Genomic DNA, 17,934 nt, shown 5'->3' with positions numbered 1-17,934 from the left:
TTTTTAGTAAAAGTTATTTGATAGATTGCGAATTATTTTTTAATAAAAATGTGTACATGAGAAAGCCCCTAATCCTATTAAGTATTGTAGCCTTTTGCCCTGCAATTCTTTTTGCCCAGGCAAAATTGGTAGAAAAAGTGACCAAAAAAGGAGATGAAATTGTTATCCCCTACGAAAAATATGTGTTACCAAACGGCCTTACGCTGGTGGTTCACGAAGACCATTCCGATCCCGTTGTACACGTTGATGTAACTTATCACGTAGGTTCTGCCCGGGAAGAAATTGGTAAATCAGGCTTTGCGCATTTCTTCGAACACATGATGTTTCAGGGAAGCGATAACGTGGCTGACGAGCAGCATTTTAAGCTGATTACAGAATCAGGCGGAACATTAAACGGCAGTACTAACCGTGACCGTACGAATTATTACGAAACTGTACCAAGTAACCAGCTTGAAAAAATGCTTTGGCTTGAAGCAGACCGCATGGGCTTTTTGCTTGATGCAGTAACCCAAAAAAAGTTTGAAGTACAACGGTCTACAGTTAAAAATGAACGTGGGCAGAACTATGACAACCGCCCATACGGACTTGCAGGTGAAGTAACTTCTAAGACCTTGTATCCTTACGGTCACCCGTACTCGTGGATGACCATTGGCTATATCGAAGATTTGAACCGTAGTAACGTAAACGACTTAAAGAACTTCTTTCTTCGCTGGTACGGCCCCAACAACGCAACGCTTACAATTGGTGGTGATGTAGCGGCTAAAGATGTAGTCAAAATGGTTGAAAAATATTTCGGACCTATTCCCGCAGGGCCAAAAGTAACGCCAACAAAACTGGACCCTGTAAAGATTGCAAAAGACAGGTATACAAGTTATATAGACAATTATGCTAGGACGCCATTATTGCAAATGACGTTTGTTTCTGTTCCAAACTTTCATCCCGATGGACCTGCTTTGGATTGTCTTGCTGAAATATTAGGACAAGGACGCAATTCCATTTTATATAAGAACATGGTGAAAACGCAGTTAGCGCGCCAGGCATCTTCTTTCAATCAACAAACAGAGTTAACGGGCGAATTTAGCATTAGGGTTATCCCTTTTCCTGGCAAGTCGTTAGCGGATATGGAAAAGGTCGTACGGCAATCAATTGCAGAATTTGAAACACGCGGCATAACAGATGATGACTTGGAGAAATTTAAAAACTCTGTAGAAGCACAGCTAATTAACAGCCTGGCAAGTGTAAATGGTAAAGTAAATCAACTTGCAGCTTACCAAACTTTCACCGGCACACCTAACAAAATTGGTAAGGAACTGGAGATGTACCGCAAGGTTACAAAAGCAGATGTAATGAGGGTATATAATCAATACATCAAAGGCAAAGGTGCAGTTATACTAAGTGTGTTACCAAAGGGACAGGAAAATATGAGGGCAGCTGCAGACAATTATACCGTCGATACTACCGGTTATAAAAAACCGGATTATGGCTATGCAGGTCTAAAGTATAGCAAGCCTAAAGATAATTTTAACCGTAAAGCCGTTCCTCCAAGCGGTCCTAACCCCGTTGTAAATGTGCCACCTTATTGGAAGAAAACGCTGGCAAATAATGTACAGGTAATAGGTGCAGAAAATAATGAGATACCCGTAGTTACCCTTCGTATTGCTTTAAAGGGTGGACGTTTGGCTGAAGCGACAGATCTAACCAAAGCTGGTCTTGCAAACCTTTTCACAGGCATGATGGAAGAGGACACAAAAAACTTTACCAGCGAGCAAATGAGCATTGAGCTGGATAAGTTGGGAAGTAGCATCGATATTTCCACTTCAGACGACGCTACTATCTTTTCTGTTCAATCCCTGAAAAAGAATTTGGCTAAAACGCTGCAGTTACTCGAAGAGCGCATGTTGAGACCGCTCTTCAATGAAGACGACTTCAATCGTAATAAGAATCAACTAACGGAGAGTATTCGAAATGCTAAAAGCCAACCTGCGTTAATAGCGAGCCAGGTATACAATAAAATAAACTTTGGGCCATCAAGCCTTTGGTCTTACCCGGTCCAAGGAACTATGGAAACCGTTAAAAACATAACGCTGGATGATGTGAAAAACTATTACAGCAATTACATTTCATCTGCAGATGCACGGGTAGTGATCGTTGGTGATATAAAAGAGAACGAAATTCTTCCGCAGCTTGCATTCTTGAATAAACTTCCTAACAAACCTGTTACCCTGCCAACGGTTCCTGCAAAAGGAATTGATGTAGCAAAAACAAAGGTTTATTTGGTAGATGTTCCGAATGCAGCTCAAACAGAATTCAGGGTCGGTTATGTAACCGCAACTCCTTATGATGCCACGGGAGAATACTACCGTTCTTACCTTACAAACTATCCATTGGGTGGAGGTTTCAACAGCCGCTTGAACCTAAACTTGCGTGAAGACAAAGGCTGGACCTATGGTGCACGCAGTGGCTTCGATGCAACTAAGTATACAGGTACTTTTTCTTTTAGCAGCGGAATAAGAGCAAACGCTACAGACAGCGCCTTAAGTGAAGTAATGCGCGAATTGAAAGAATATGCCACTACAGGTGTAAAGCCTGAAGAGATTTCATTTATGGTAAATTCAATCGGCCAAAGTGATGCGCGCAACTATGAAACAGGTTTCCAAAAAGCAACTTTCATCAGTCGTATTCTAGAGTACAATCTTCCTGCTGATTTTGTAAAGCAGCAAAGTGAAATAAGAAAGACAATCACTAAAAACGATATGGATGCTATTATTAAGAAATACCTAAATCCTGATAAGATGAACATTGTTTTGGTGGGAGATAAAAAAACAATCTTACCCGGAATACAGAAGTTAGGCTATGAAGTTGTCGAGCTAGACTCAGACGGAAATGCCTCAAGGCAACTGTAGAATAATAATTATCGAAGAAACCTCTCGTACAAAAACGGGAGGTTTTTTTTTATGCTTTGATTTACCGTTGAAGTTAGAGCCGAATGGGAATCAATGCACACGTGTGCGACGCAACAAAAGCTACATAGTAGCAATGCAGCTTGTACACAAAAAAAAGCAGCACCCGTACGAGTGCTGCTTTTTTCATTAAAACCAGGATTATTTCTATTTCCCTCAAAATCCTCTTTAAAAGCTTTAAACCTCTAGCTTTTAAAACCTCATGATTGCTGCCAGTTGACTCTCGACCGGCATTTTTTCTTTCTCTAATAAAAATACCTCTCCACCGTTTGCAAGCGTCTTTTCAACTGCATTATCGAGCAGGTCTTCGCCATCTTCATCAGGTGTGTCGTGAAATTGAAGCTGCATGTTCATCTCATCGAAAGTGCCCCAGATGTGTTCGCCTTTACAAACAAATAAATGAGAAACCTGGGAGTAATAAGTAGCAGGTATGATGTCAGCAGCAATGGACGAAGTTTTACCATTAGCTGAATTGTTCATATAAAGCTCTAGCGCCTTATTGACCCTTTGGTCAAAATAAGGTTGCATTACCTTTTTTGCTTCCTGGTATAGCTCATGAGTTTGTGCACGCTCGTAATTACCCGTCAAGGCAACAGGCCAAATGTTGTGATAATCGCAAGCGCTCTTATAAATCGGAATTTCATACTCCACCGCCGCGAGTAGAAGCGGTGCATTTTCCTTGTGTAATACCTTATCCCACAGCAGGTCGTCAACTGCTTCGAAGTACACAAGCATGTTGTCTTTTCCATCGGGGTTACCTCCACCTCCGCCATGAACTGAACCAGGCAAACTTACAGCTGGTGCCCTTCGTCCAGATTCACTGCTTCGATAAGTTGTTGCATCGAGCCCTGAAACTCTTTTCACCTCTTCGATACTTTGTGGTAGCCCTTCAACCGGAACTATCTGCATACCCCATGCGTCAGCCTTAAACAGCTTTGCACATTGCTTACTAATAACCAACAGATAAAAATATTCGGTGCTGGCCATTATTGGTATTAGTGGCGTTACATAAAAAGATGGCTCTATCACCAACTCTTCAGTAGGCACTACCGGCATCTTTATGTATTTAAAAAATCCGTCTGCGATAAACACTGCCAGGCCTGGCGATAGTTCTGTCCAAAAGTCGTTGTCGCGTACCAGTTCGAAACCTGGCTCGAGCAAACGCTCTATAAACGCCTGGTCGTGTCCTTTATCACTCAGCCGACGGCTAACTTCCTGTAACTGGTTTTTGAAATTAATAGGGTCAAAATGTTCATTTACTTCTACACCTGAGGAGTGTGAACCGAGGAAAATAGAAATGCAATAATCAGCTTTGTAATCTGCTAATTCTTTAAACCGCTCCCTTGTCAGAACTCCCGGCAATTGCTCGGCAACTACGGGCGCTCTTTCCTCGGTAAAAGTTTGGTTGTTGCTCTTATTCGTTTCTTCTTTATTCTCCCCGTTTTTATACCTGTCTTCGCCTTTTGAAGTGTTGCGGTTAGGATGTCTAACAGGCACAGAAGGATCTAGCTCATCATCATTTACAAAATATTTTTCTGTAACCTCCAGGTATTCATCCATTTTTTCAGGTGGCGTTGCTTGTATTCCGGCACCGCTCTCTTCTTTATTTACTCCTGATGGTTTTCCTTTTCCCGGATGAAATACACCGTTATCGTCTTTTCCCATGGTTTGTTTTGCCATAATCTACTTTTTAAATGACTAATTAAAATTGGTATGCCAACTCGTTAACATACCGTAACTACTACTTGATTGAGATGCTTTTATCGTTAACTGCTTGCTGTTGGGCTAGGCTCAGGATGACTGTCAGGCATGTTGTCAATTAAGTCATCGCCTTCATCCTTACTGTAATCTTTTAATTCCTCCTCGCCTTGTAAAGGTCCCGGTAGCGTTGCAGGTTCATCCTGGGTAACTGGGTTGTCTTTACTTTCACGCTTGCTTAGTGCCATTATTTATTGGTTATAGTTTTCGCCGGTTTTAGTTGTTTCACCTTTGCTGGTGTTTCGGTTTGGATGTCGAACGGGAACGTCTTCGGCCAATTGATCTGCTCCGTCAGTATACCTATCTGTGATCTCAAGATATTCTTCCATTTTCTCCGGAGGCGTTGCTTGAAACCCTAATCCCTCCTCTTTATTCGCCCCTGACGGCTTGCCTTTTCCAGGGTGAAACGTTCCATTTTGGTCTTTACTCATACAGAATATTTTATATAAAGGGTACAATTAACATACCATCCGCTTTTTGGGGAAAGCGAATAATCATATCAAAAACATCATTAGTACCGGGCCTATGGTGATGTTTAAGTGAGCCGTTTCCAATATTGCCAATTCTTTTAATTGCTTAATTTGCCTCGCTAACGCTTGCAAAAGCAGCGACAACCTATGCATGATTTAATAAAGTATTTTAATGCAGGCTGGCATCATATCACGGATTTCAGAGGCCTTGATCATATCCTGTTGGTTACCGCACTATGTGTTCGCTACCTGTTTACCGACTGGAAAAAAGTAGTGATATTAATTACCGCTTTTACCATAGGCCATGCAATTACCATGACCATAAGTGTCTTCGATATTTTCCAGGTGTCGGCAAGATGGCTACAGTTTCTAATTCCATTTTCGATTATTGTTGCTGCCATCAGCAACCTGTTCGTCAAGAAATTTGTGTACCGCCACAAATACCCTCCCGTTTATTTCCTCGCCCTGCTATTTGGGCTCATACACGGCTTCACCTTTACAAGCTTTTTCATAGGTTTTTCGGGAACGGGTAAAATCATTCTTAAAATAATTGGTTTTGTTATCGGTATCGAAGCAGGTCAACTTTTGGTTGTGCTTGCTATACTGCTGCTAACATTTGTGTGCATCAATATTTTTAAAGTCAACAGGCGGGAATATATTTTATTTTTAAGCGGAGGAGTTTTGGCCGTAGCTCTTCAAATGGCTTTGCAAAGAGTTCCTTTCTAGATTCTTACTTTCAGCTTTTGCGATGCATTATTTATTTTTAACCAAAAATCCAGCAATATGAAACAACTCTTACTCCTCACCATCTTTGCTACCTTTTCATTCTGCTCGTCTGCCTCTGTTGATACCATCAGCATTTACAGCAACAGCATGTTCAAAAACGTAAAATGTGTAGTGGTTACTCCAACAAATTATAAGAAAACTGGCCCTGCTTTTCCTGTCGTTTACCTGCTTCATGGCTATAGTGGAAAATATAGTGACTGGGCGCAACAAGACGCAGAACTACAAAAACTTTCCGACGAACACCAGCTGATGATTGTTTGTCCCGATGGAGCTTTTAGTAGCTGGTATTTTGATAGCCCTATAGATTTAACGATGCATTACGAGACTAATGTTGGCGTTGAAATTCCAGCTTATATCGATTCTGTTTATCACACTATCAAGAACCGTAAAGGACGGGCGATTACCGGTCTTAGCATGGGCGGCCATGGTGGATTGTTTCTTGGCTTTAGGCACGCCGACCTTTTTGGCGCATGCGGAAGCATGAGTGGCGCATTGGACATCAGCAGGATAACAAGAGGTTACGATGTGGAAAAAAGATTAGGTGACACCACGATTAACAAGCAACAATACCTTGACTGGTCAGTAGTAAATGTGGTAGAAAAATACCCAAAGGACTCGCTTGCTATTATTATTGATTGTGGAACTGAGGATCGCATTATCGATATGAGCAGGAGAACCCATGCAAAAATGTTACAACTAAAAATCCCTCACGATTATACCGAAAGGCCCGGAAAACATGATTGGGATTATTGGAGAGAAGCCTTAAAGTACCAGTTACTATTTTTTAAAGAATATTTTAGGACAGGGAATATTTAAGCTTTTTGCTGTTATTGAAAATGTGCTTAAATAACATAAAAGGGTGATGATAATTTGATTGACAGGTAAAGCACAATGCCAAGTAAATAGTAACGTTATTATGAGGTGTGCTTTGAATTGGAGCAAAGGGCAAGGAGGCTGCAGTGTTGGTTTTAACGTCTGCAAGAGTTGGCGGGTTAAGAAAGTATTTATCTTACAGTTGAATTTATCTGAATGAAAAAATTATTGAATTTATTTCTTGCGTTGTTTTTGCTGATGGTGGTAGGATGTAAAAAAGAAACTGAAACGTTAGACGCAGGCAACATAAACGAATACTATCCTCTTGCTGTCGGAAAGACCTTTTTATACAGGCTAGACTCTACAGTTCTTGCATCGTTCGGATCTTCCCTTGCAGTAAAAAGCTTCCAGGCAAAAGACTCTGTTGAGTCTACTTTTACAGATAATCAGGGCCGGCTTTCTTACCGCATTTTTAGATTTATCAGGGATACTGCCGGTTTAAAACCATGGCAGTCACTGGCTACTTTCGTGGCTACACCTACTCACGAAAACGTAGAGTATATAGACAACAACCTGAGGTTTATAAAATTGCATGCGCCAATTTCTGAGGGGTACACCTGGAAGGGCCATTCTTATATCGACACGAAATCGCTAAACACCACTGTGGGTTACCTTGACGAATGGCAATATGAATACAAAAATTTTGGACAACCTTTTAAAGCTTTTAATACCACTTTCGACAATACCGTTACTGTTTTTCAACAAGACGAAACAACTCCTCCGGGACCTTTTGACCCTAAGAATTATCAGCAAAGAAATTTAGGTACAGAGGTATATGCAAAAGGTGTTGGAATGATTTACAAGGAGTTTTTACATTGGACATGGCAAACAACTCCCCCACCTGCAAAATATGAGGATGGCAGTTATGGAATAAAACTTCGTCTTATAAGCCATAATTAGAACCGGAGTTAGTTTGAACATATTTGGCCTGCTTTCTGTTCTTTCCAGATAGATAAATTTGGTGCATGAGAAATTTTATTATTTCGCTTCTGTTCATTTCCTCAGTTCTACAAGTCAATGCCCAATTTCCAAAATTGATTATCCAATTAAAGGATAAAGGAGGTAATACATTCAACTTAAATAATCCTTTGCAGTATCTCTCCGTACGAGCCATTCAAAGACGTTCGCGTTATAACATCCCTGTCGACAGTATTGACCTTCCGGTTTCTTCCAGGTACATAGACAGCATCAGGCAGTCAGGAGGAGTTACCATTCTAAGCACCTCTAAATGGTTAAACCAGGTATTGATTGAAACAACAGATCAGAATGCATTAAGCAAAATCAAATCTTTCTCGTTTGTAAAATCAACGCGAGGGGTTGGGTTCCGAAGCGCTAACATTACTCTTAATAATAAATTCAAAGATCCACCAAGCACTCCGCTCCTACCCCAGGCAAATCGCTTAGCTGAAACTGCGGCAAATGCCTATGATTACGGGAGCAACTACCAACAGGTACATATTCACGAGGGCGAATTCTTGCACAACAAAGGCTTTCACGGAGAAAGCATGCAGATAGCCGTGCTAGATGGGGGCTTTCTTCAGTATAAAACCATTACCGCTTTTGATAGCATTCGAAACAATCGGCAGGTTTTAGGTGAGCGTGATTTCGTGGCTTTTGATAACAGCGTCGATGAAGATGACTCGCATGGAATGTACTGTCTCAGCATTCTATCTGCAAACTGGCCCGGCAGAATGGTAGGTACAGCGCCGAAAGCAAATTATTGGCTAATCAGAACAGAAAACGCCGAAACCGAATATCCTATCGAAGAACACAATTGGGTAGCCGGAGCAGAATTTGCGGACAGCGCCGGAACTGACCTCATCTCTACATCGCTCGGTTATACCACTTTCGATGACCCTTCTTTAAATCACAGCTATGCTGACTTTTATAAGAACACAACAATGGTTTCCCAAGGCGCAGCAATAGCGGTAAAAAAGGGAATGATTGTATCGGTAAGCGCAGGAAACGAAGGCGCTGGCAACTGGAAATACATTTCGTTCCCCGCAGATGTGGACAGCGTTTGTACGGTAGGAGCAGTAAACTCTACAGGAGTAATCGCCGGCTTTAGCAGCTATGGATACCCGGGCAAGATAAAGACAAACATTGTATCAGTGGGTGCAGGTACAGTGATAGCGGGTTTAAACAACCAACCAACAACGGGCAACGGAACATCTTTTTCTAACCCCAATGTTGCAGGTTTAATAGCCTGTCTTTGGCAAGCGTTCCCGCGGGTTAGCAATATGAATATCCTTAGTGCAGTTTATAAAAGCTCAGATAAGTACGCTACTCCTGATGACCGCTACGGCTACGGTATCCCCAATTTCCGCTTAGCATACCTGTCCCTAAAACACGACGAGAATATCGCTCTTTATGGAAATGAGTGGCTCTTCGCTACACCAAATCCTTTTACGACTGAGGTTGTTGTAAAATTTATTGCGAGAATAAATGGACCTGTAACACTGACATTGTCGAGTGCGGGTGGGCAGGTTATAGCAACACAAAACATCAACGGTGAAAAAGAAGAGGTGTACAATGCCGCGTTTTCAAATCTCGGAAATCTCCCATCTGGCCTTTATGTTGTAAAATATTTCGACAGTACAACGACCCGTACTCTCCCCGTGCAAAAGGGAAACATTTTTGATAAGGATTGGCTTGTTGCCTTCGCAAATCCCTCTTCTCACGATTTTACAGTTTTCATAAAAGGCCAGGAAACCGGAGAAATTAGCCTGCGTCTTATAGATCCGAAAGGAAGTGTAATTGAGACTATTGCTACCCAAATCACTCAAAACGAAAACCTGACCATCCGTTTTAATAATGCACAAAAACTCCCTCCCGGAGTATATTTTATTCAATACGTCGGCAAAACTCAAAAACGAACTTTACGATTATTTAAAGGATAATATTGCGGAGCCCCGCAATAGGATTACTAATCATCTTATGTTGCGTCGCACTCTTGTACTTTCTATTTAAAGTCGACAGGTACTTTATACCATCATTATAATTTAAACAGTGCTGAAAACATTGTATCTGCTTTTACATCATACCCTTTCAGTAGTTCCATTTTTATCAATTCCAGTCCGGCAGCCTGTTGTAGAAAATCAACGACTTCTTCATTTTCTTTTTTAAAAACTGAGCAGGTGATATATAACAAATACCCACCTTTATTTAAATAGCGAATAGTATTTGTGGCGATACTTTTTTGAAGATTGCTATATCTAGTTATTTCCTCCTGCTTAAAGAAAACCATCTCTTCAGGCGTACGGCTCCAGGTGCCGGAACCCGAACAAGGAGCGTCGCAAATAATCAAATCAAACTTTAAGTCCTGTAGTGAAGACTGAAGACTTTCGGGATTTACGAGATCAGCAACAAACGATTTATACTGTCTTATTCCTGCTTCTTTGAAACGACTATGAAGGTTTTGAATAATGGTTTGCCGAATATCTGAAACGGTGAGATGCATACCAGCAATGTAGTCGTGAGCCATGATGGCTTTGCCACCGCTAGCCGCACAACAATCCCAAACACTCCAAGACTGCCGCTCCTTCATTGGAAAAAATTCAGCAACCCTTTGTGAATTCAGGTCTTGTATAACAGCCTCTTTGTTGATTTCTAAAACGTCATCAAGCTTAGTTCCGTTTGCAAAAGCAAGACAGCTTTCATTTACTCGACTAAAATTAATCTGACTATTATGAAGTTTAGTTTCCACCGCTTCCATTTTTCCCGGCCTCACCCTCACAAAAAGATCCGGTTGAATAAGAAACGATAGATTGAACTGCAGTAGGTCTATCCCTTGTGATAGCTCGTCTGCAAAAGGAAAAACAGTTTTTAGGTTTAAGCCAATTACTCTAATCTTCTCCTTTAAAGAAAGTGCTATCGAGGCAACCCATTCAGGCTTTTCTTTTTGCAACCATTCGATAGAAACATCAGTCGATAAGAATAACGCAGTCATCAATCTTTCATCTATACTTTGCTCTTTGAATGCATATCCCAGACGAAAATAACTATAGCAAAAGCTGGAAATATTTTTTCTATCACGGCTTCCAAACTTTTTCTCCTTTGCAAAAAAGGCTTTCAAAAAGACGCTAAAAGGAACTTGTCCACTATAAGTGCCGAGAATACTTTTAGCAGTGTTTACATGGGAATAAAATCGTGACATACGAAAAATACAATAGTACACTAAAAAGCTATAGAAAGACTAATCGTAACTGGCGGGCCTATGGGTAAAATCAAAAGGTCTCCCAACTAAGGAAGACCTTTTATTTCACTACACAGATAAACACGGTTTATCTTAATCTCTGCTCAATTAACTGAAAATCCTGTCGTGAGAGCGCCTGTCGTTCCATTGTGGTGTGGGAGCGAAATAGCTTTTATCAGTCGCATGAAGATGTTGCTTGATTACATCCTCGTTCAAATCAATTCCCAATCCCGGGGCTGTAAGAGGTACATTGGCAAATCCCTTTGTTATCAATTGTCTTCCGTCGGTCGTTTTTACAAGGCTCTCCCACCACGGCAGATCAATTGAATGGTGCTCTAGTGCGAGAAAGTTTTGCGTAGCCGCAGCACAATGCACATTAGCCATAAATGAAATAGGAGTACCAGCCTGGTGCATCGCCATAGCGATGCCGTATTCTTCTGCATAATCTCCAATACGCTTCGTCTCCAGAAGCCCTCCAGAAGAAGCCAGGTCAGGATGAATAATGTCAACGGCGCGAGAGTCAATTAACGGTTTAAAGCCGGAGAGAAGATAAATATCTTCGCCCGTAAGCATTGGCGTTTCGAGTGCTGTAGACAACGTTTTCCATTGCTCTGTATAATCCCAGGGCACTACATCCTCCATCCATGCTAGGCGATACTGCTCGAGCTTCTTGCCCAGCCTTATTCCGTTGTTTAAATCAAAGTGACCATAGTGGTCAGTTGAAAGCGGAATGTCATAACCTAACATGCCTCTCACATTGTCTACCAATTTCGCCAGTCCGTCTAAACCTTTCTCAGTAATTTGTATCTGTGTAAATGGATGCCTTGTATTTCCATAGGCCATGTAATTGTTAGTTCCCCACTGCTGAAGGTTCTTCTGCTCATTCATCCAAAATTGAGAGTTAACTAATCCACCGGGCATGTCTTTCAGCTCACCAATTCCAAGGTCCATCTTAAGCCATGTATACCCCTGGTCGTTGATCCGAAAATTCATCAATTTCTTTTGTTCTTCCGGAGAATTTGACTCAGGTGTATCAGCATACAATCTCACTTTATCGCGATAGCGTCCACCTAGCAACTGCCAGGCAGGTACATTATATGCTTTACCGCAAAGATCCCATAGAGCCATCTCTACGCCGCATACTCCACCTGCCTGCCTTGAGGGTCCGCCAAACTGTTTGATAGCTTTAAAAATCATTTCAACATTACAGGGATTAAGGCCGAGAATACGACTCTTAAGCATCAAAGCATATCGCTCGTCCGCTCCATCTCGTACTTCTCCAAGGCCATAAATACCTTGGTTAGTATCAATACGAAGCATAGCAGTACGCCCTAAAACGGTTGTAACAGCATAACGGACATCGGTGATCTTTAAGTCGGAAGGAGCCCCGAAGCGTTTTACACCTCCCGTTGTTTGCGCAATCACATCTTCAATTGGCGTAAACAAAAAGGAACTACCTAAAGCGATACCGCCTAAAGTTGATTTTTTAAAAAAAGAACGTCGGCTATTTTCCTCTACTGGATTTTGCTGAGCCGGTTCAATAATTTCAGGGTCTTTAAGACCAAGCTTCGTCAGAAATTTTTGAGATGGAGTCATGTCGATTTTGGAATATTAATTTTAAAAATTAAAAAAGCAGTTCAATATTATCGAAGAATGAAGACAATTTTTTAGTGAATTACTTTAAGCCTTTACAGCAGTTAAAATCAGAATTGCAAAAGATGTGATACAATGAGATTAAATAAGAACACCAGTAGTTTTTACGCGTGAATCATATGTATAAGCCATGAGACCAGAAACACAGTTTGAAAGTTTTTTAGCTTAATTCTCATTTACGTAATAACTCCATTACTTATCCCACCATACCCTTGTATCTAAATTATCGGCGCCCTGAGAAGCAACAGCAGCTTTAAGGTTTTCGGGGTTCACAGAAATTTCAGAATTAGGATAAGTAAGCCGCCTGATGAAAGCACCTGAAATAGTCTTTCCCGGATAAGGATTTGGGGTTAGTACCGGAAATCCACTTCTCCTGAAATTCGCCCATGTTTCAGGACCGTTTAAAAATGAAGCGACCCAGTACTGAGAGTTTATTTGCTCCAACGCCCTGGCAGGGTTTAAAGGATTTGCATTCACATATTCTGCAATAGCAGAAGGCGCAATGGCAGAACCGGCATCGTAAGTAGCAAGCTGTTCCATATGAGAACGTATTCCTGTCTTATAATAATCGGCGGCGGTACCGCTTGTAATCCAACCTCTTTGTGCAGCTTCTGCAAGCAATAGGTTTGTCTGACCGGCCGTTACGAAGTAAACCGGCGCAGTTAGCTTCGCCATTCTCCTTCGATCGAGCTGGCTAAATTCATAAAAGCTTGCAAGACCTTTGCTCGTAGCGACTGCTTTTATTGTTCCATTGTCGTAGCCCATCGGCATGCCTATTTGTTTGGCAGGATCAGTGGATCCAACAGCAGGAACTTGTTCCGGGCCGGATGTAGCACCTACGTATCTTATCGCTATTGACGACAATCGGGGGTCATTCGTACTTTTTAGAAAATTTACAAAAGGTTCTGTGAGATAGTAATTGGCTGCTTCAGTAGAATTGAGAGTGGCGCTAAGATTTGCCTGGTAATCGTTAGTAGTTCTCAGGTAAGCATTATCAGTATTTGAAAGAATAACGCCTCCTGCAAATGCAGCTTGGGCAACTTGCTGGGCTTTTGTCGGATCAACTTTAGTCAACCTCATACCTGCCCGTAACAGCAAAGAGTAACCAAATTTTTTCCATTGCGCAATGTTGCCGCCGTACAATACATCTCCCGTTTCTACTGTTCCACCAGCATTTAGAGCAGCAGACGCTTCAGTAAGCTCAGTAATTAGTTTGGGATAGATATCTTGTTGCTGATCATATTTAGGTAAAAATGTTTGCGAGATATAACCTAAGCCACCCTCTGTATAAGGGATATTGCCATAAGTGTCGGTAAGTGTCATGAAAGCCATTGCCTGTATTATTCTTGCCATATTCATTAGATTACTTCTGGCAGGTAAGTCTTTTGTTCTAACGATTACGTCCCTGGTATTGCGTATCACGTTCCGATAATAATTCTGCCACAAAACCTGGGTATTATCGCGATTATCCTGGTTGTAGTTTCCTCCGCTAATTATACCAGAATTTGGCGTCACAAGCTGTTGTACAATAGGCAGCTCATAATTGAGCGTTGTTGCAGAAGGAAACGAAGCATTAACAATAGCATTGTTAAGTTGAAACACCGGGTCTATAGCAGTGGCGCTTGTCTTGTTTTCATTCAACTCACTTAAACCTTTTTCACAAGAAGTAGCAAAAAACAGTAAAGCTATAAGGAGCGTAACCTGAGATATACTTTTCATAGTTCTGTCTTATTAAAATTTAATATTTAAGTTCAAACCCATACTCCTTGTTGAAGGAAGGCCGGTTGATTCCATTCCAACGAGGTTATCAGAGGTGTAACCAAAAGTTTCAGGATCTATATTGTCAATCCACTTTTTCAAGATTAAAACATTGTTAGCTACAAAGTTTAAACGTACCCCTTTTACAAACAGATTTGAAGGGAGGTATTTACTAAAATCGTAGCCTAAAGATATTTGGCGTAATTTCCAATAACCTCCGTTGTATACAACTGGTTCGATAAGCGCTTGGGAACGTACCACTTCCCAATAAGTTTGAACAGGGGCGACAATAGTGTTTTTGCCTCCGCTCACGTTTACCCCTTCACCTACTACCCCGCCTTCTCTTCCTTGAAGCGTCATCTTATGAAGTCCGTGACGAACTAAATTGAAGTTGGTTCCGGACAACATTTTATTTCCAAGCTTATAATCAATTAAAACGGCTAATGAAATTCCCCTGTAGTTAAATGAATTGGCAAAACCTCCAACCCACTTTGGCAATGCACTTCCAAAATTTACCAGGTCCGGCGTTCTTAGCGGAAGTCCGTTAGACCCAAAAACTTTATTACCCTTGTCATCCCTTAAATAACCAAAGCCTGCAATTTGCCCCATTTCCATTCCCACAATTTGTCTTAGCTCACCATTAAACACGTGTGTACCCACTGTAATTCTTTCACCGGGTACATCGGTTTTAAGGCTTAATACTTTGGTTATGTTATAAGAAGTGTTTGCAGTAAACTCCCATGTAAAATTTCTTGTTTTAAAGGGCACAAGATTTAAAAGACCTTCAATCCCTAAATTTCTGCTTCGGCCGCTGTTAATACGTGTATCAACAAAACCGGAGGCATCGGAGATTTGAGCTTGTACAATCTGATCGGTGGTTATTTTGCGGTATGCTGCGACGTCCAGATTTACCCTGCTGTTAAACATTTTTAGTTCAAGACCCACTTCGGCTTCAGAGATACGCATTGGCCTTAAGTTAGCATTTGGAACTGTTGTTCCATTAGGTCCGCCAACAGGCTGGGGTGCTCCAGCCGGATTAGGAAGTAAATTAGAGTTGATGCCGTAAAACAAGAGGTTTGCATAAGGTGGTACATCGGTATCACTTCCTACTTCGGCATACCCTACTCTTAGCTTTCCGAACGACAACCACTGCGGCTGAAAGTGTTCGGAAAAGACATAGCTGGCTGTGACAGATGGATATATGATGCTGCGGTTCTGTTCAGACAAAGTCGAAAACCAATCATTGCGAAGTGTTCCATTTAAATAAAAGGCGCGATTGAAAGAAAATTCAGCGGAACCATAGACTGAGTTAACGCCTCTTTGAGACAGATCATAAAGAGGATCCTTCGCTCTTCCATTTTGTACGGTGTAGAGTCCACGGATTACGAAGTCTGTTACCTGCACACTGTTTAAATCAGATCTTCTCCGCATTTGATTAGCCCCTGCGGTAACGTTTACGCCAACTTTTCCAAACGTGCGACTACCAGAAACTAAAACATCTGCATTGAATTCTCTAAACCTCCTGGCCTCCTGGGTATACACCCCGTTTACAAAACCGGCCGGAGCCGGTCCCCTTGAGGCATGACCTGTAGGGAAGTTGTTATAATCCTGGTCGCGTGTCCAGAAGTCTTGTCCTATACGTCCCTGGATATACAAGCCAGGCAATATATCATACTTAGCTGAGAGGTTTCCAAAGATCCTGTCGCGTCTAATGTTTTGAAATTGTTCCGCCAATACCCAGTACGGATTTGTTCTATTCATAAAACGGGAATAGATATATTCATTTCCCTGCGCATTGTATTTGTTTGCGTCCAATACCTCAAGGGGCATTGAGTTCGCGAGGTTGTAAATAGATGTAGGAATTGAATTGTCCTGGTTTGCTATATTAGGCGGATTTTTATTAGTCTCTCTGGAATAGTTGGCGTTACCGGAAAAACTAAACTGGTTTGAAAGTTTATAGTTAAATCCAAGGTTTATTGTCTTACGGTTAAACGAATTATTTGGAACAATTCCCTTACTATCCATATTACCGAGAGAAAGATGTATCCCTCCTTTTTCATCGCTTGTTTCTAGCGTTACAGTATTTGTAAGATTTTGTCCATGTCTAAAAAACTTGCTAATCCTGTTATAGACAGGCTCGTATGGAACAACAAGGTTGTTGAATAATACCTGTGTCATTCCCGGTTGAAACTTTTCACCAAATGACCATTGCCCGGAAGTTGGATTTGCACTCGTAGGACGAACACCCAATTCCCCCTGACCATACTCGTATTGATAGTCTGTAAAATCTAATGGCTTGTCGTTTGTGTAGTTAATATTATAAGATACACCAAGACCCTTACCAGCACCACGTGTTTTGGTGGTAATCATAATGACACCATTTTGTGCGCGTGATCCGTACAACGCTGCCGCGGGTGCACCTTTAAGAATGGTCATGCTTTCTATATCATCTGGGTTGATGCTTGACAGCCCGTCTCCACCATCAGAAGTATTTCCTCCGCCCCTCACTCCGATTGAATTGTCGGAGCCCGTATTATTTGGATTGGTTCCGAAATTGGTATTATCAACGGGAATTCCATTTATTACAATCAACGGATTGTTCTGCCCTGAAATAGAGGACTGTCCTCTTATACGAATTTTGGATGTACCTGCAGGTCCTGTTCCCATTCCACTAATATTTACACCTGCAACCTTTCCTTGCAGTGCATTCATAAGGTTAGGGGTACGATTAACTGTAAGTTCATCAGCCTTCACGTTAGTCGCCGAATATCCGATACTGCGCGACTGCCTCGTTATGCCTAAAGCAGTTACTACAACCTCCCCTATGTTGGTTTCCTTTTGCGTCAGAGAAACTGACCCTACAGACTGACCACTTACAGATACTTCCTTTGGTTCGTGGTTAACATACTCAACTAATAGCACATCTCCCCTTACGGCGTTAATCTGAAAATTTCCGTTAGCATCTGAAACTACTGACCGGTTTTTTCCCTTAACTGTAATTGTTGCACCTGCAAGCGGTGTGTCGTCTTTTGTTGACGTGACTTTTCCTCTAACGGGTTCCTGACGGAACTCTTGCGTAGAAGCATTTGCATCGGTACTTACCTGCTCCTTCCTTTGCAATTCGTCTACAAAGGATTTTTTGCTTTCCCCGCTTTGAACAGATTGATTAGTGATTTTGTGATTGCCAGAAGAAATGTTTGTTTGTGCTTCACAAAAGGGATGATAACCCAAAATAACACACAGGCACAGAAGCCCGGGTAAGGTACGTTTGGCAGAACTCATATGGCAAGTTTAGTTTTAGCTTTTCGAATGATACAACACCTCGTTTTAGATTTCCCAAAACAGGATTTTTAAAACGCTCTGTTAATATTAAGAAATAAAAAAATGATAATAAAATTATTCTCCTTTTTGAAAATCTACTGTCAAATCAATTAAAATCGCTGTTCATAGTACAAACTCCCGAATAATAATGCGGTTTTAG

The 17,934-nt window shown here is 41.4% G+C and carries 12 protein-coding genes; 5 read left to right on the top strand and 7 right to left on the bottom strand.

All coding sequences use genetic code 11. The features are described 5' to 3' along the window. Window positions 1-56 precede the first annotated feature (56 nt). Window positions 57-2,903, top strand: coding sequence for a M16 family metallopeptidase (locus SAE01_RS02290; protein ID WP_147201903.1), 2,847 nt, complete (start codon window positions 57-59; stop codon window positions 2,901-2,903). Window positions 2,904-3,152: 249 nt separating this feature from the next. Here SAE01_RS02290 and SAE01_RS02285 read toward each other — a convergent pair whose 3' ends face one another. From SAE01_RS02285 to SAE01_RS02275, 3 genes are all read right to left on the bottom strand, one after another. Continuing rightward, window positions 3,153-4,640, bottom strand: a complete 1,488-nt coding sequence (locus SAE01_RS02285; protein WP_147201902.1) for a baeRF7 domain-containing protein — start codon at window positions 4,638-4,640, stop codon at window positions 3,153-3,155. A gap of 86 nt (window positions 4,641-4,726) precedes the next feature. Next, a complete protein-coding gene (locus SAE01_RS02280) occupies window positions 4,727-4,906 on the bottom strand; it encodes a hypothetical protein (RefSeq protein ID WP_147201901.1) in 180 nt (59 codons plus the stop codon). Between the two features lie 3 nt (window positions 4,907-4,909). Then, the gene (locus SAE01_RS02275) at window positions 4,910-5,149 is read right to left on the bottom strand and encodes a hypothetical protein (protein WP_147201900.1); all 240 of its coding nucleotides are present in this window, start codon (window positions 5,147-5,149) and stop codon (window positions 4,910-4,912) included. 165 nt (window positions 5,150-5,314) lie between these two features. Here SAE01_RS02275 and SAE01_RS02270 point away from each other — a divergent pair, with 165 nt between their 5' ends. The 4 genes from SAE01_RS02270 (at window position 5,315) to SAE01_RS02255 (ending at window position 9,747) form a co-directional block, all read left to right on the top strand. Next, window positions 5,315-5,914, top strand: coding sequence for a HupE/UreJ family protein (locus tag SAE01_RS02270; protein ID WP_503827332.1), 600 nt, complete (start codon window positions 5,315-5,317; stop codon window positions 5,912-5,914). Window positions 5,915-5,971: 57 nt separating this feature from the next. Beyond that, the gene (locus SAE01_RS02265) at window positions 5,972-6,790 is read left to right on the top strand and encodes an alpha/beta hydrolase (protein ID WP_147201898.1); all 819 of its coding nucleotides are present in this window, start codon (window positions 5,972-5,974) and stop codon (window positions 6,788-6,790) included. 213 nt (window positions 6,791-7,003) lie between these two features. Next, window positions 7,004-7,747 carry a hypothetical protein gene (locus SAE01_RS02260; protein WP_147201897.1) on the top strand — a complete coding sequence of 248 codons (744 nt, stop codon included), beginning with the start codon at window positions 7,004-7,006 and terminating at the stop codon, window positions 7,745-7,747. A gap of 65 nt (window positions 7,748-7,812) precedes the next feature. Beyond that, window positions 7,813-9,747 carry a S8 family serine peptidase gene (locus tag SAE01_RS02255; RefSeq protein WP_147201896.1) on the top strand — a complete coding sequence of 645 codons (1,935 nt, stop codon included), beginning with the start codon at window positions 7,813-7,815 and terminating at the stop codon, window positions 9,745-9,747. A 95-nt stretch (window positions 9,748-9,842) separates the two neighbouring features. Here SAE01_RS02255 and SAE01_RS02250 read toward each other — a convergent pair whose 3' ends face one another. From SAE01_RS02250 to SAE01_RS02235, 4 genes are all read right to left on the bottom strand, one after another. After that, window positions 9,843-11,003 carry an RsmB/NOP family class I SAM-dependent RNA methyltransferase gene (locus SAE01_RS02250; protein WP_147201895.1) on the bottom strand — a complete coding sequence of 387 codons (1,161 nt, stop codon included), beginning with the start codon at window positions 11,001-11,003 and terminating at the stop codon, window positions 9,843-9,845. 147 nt (window positions 11,004-11,150) lie between these two features. After that, a complete protein-coding gene (locus SAE01_RS02245) occupies window positions 11,151-12,638 on the bottom strand; it encodes a mandelate racemase/muconate lactonizing enzyme family protein (RefSeq protein WP_147201894.1) in 1,488 nt (495 codons plus the stop codon). A gap of 249 nt (window positions 12,639-12,887) precedes the next feature. Beyond that, entirely contained in the window at window positions 12,888-14,414 is a 1,527-nt protein-coding gene (locus tag SAE01_RS02240) for a SusD/RagB family nutrient-binding outer membrane lipoprotein (RefSeq protein ID WP_147201893.1), read from the bottom strand. Window positions 14,415-14,426: 12 nt separating this feature from the next. Next, window positions 14,427-17,735 (bottom strand): SusC/RagA family TonB-linked outer membrane protein, encoded by a 3,309-nt coding sequence (locus tag SAE01_RS02235; RefSeq protein WP_147201892.1) that lies wholly within the window; start codon window positions 17,733-17,735, stop codon window positions 14,427-14,429. Window positions 17,736-17,934: the final 199 nt, after the last annotated feature.

The organism is Segetibacter aerophilus, from assembly GCF_007991655.1.
GTDB lineage: Bacteria > Bacteroidota > Bacteroidia > Chitinophagales > Chitinophagaceae > Segetibacter > Segetibacter aerophilus.
This window is presented reverse-complemented; position numbering and strand designations above follow the sequence as displayed.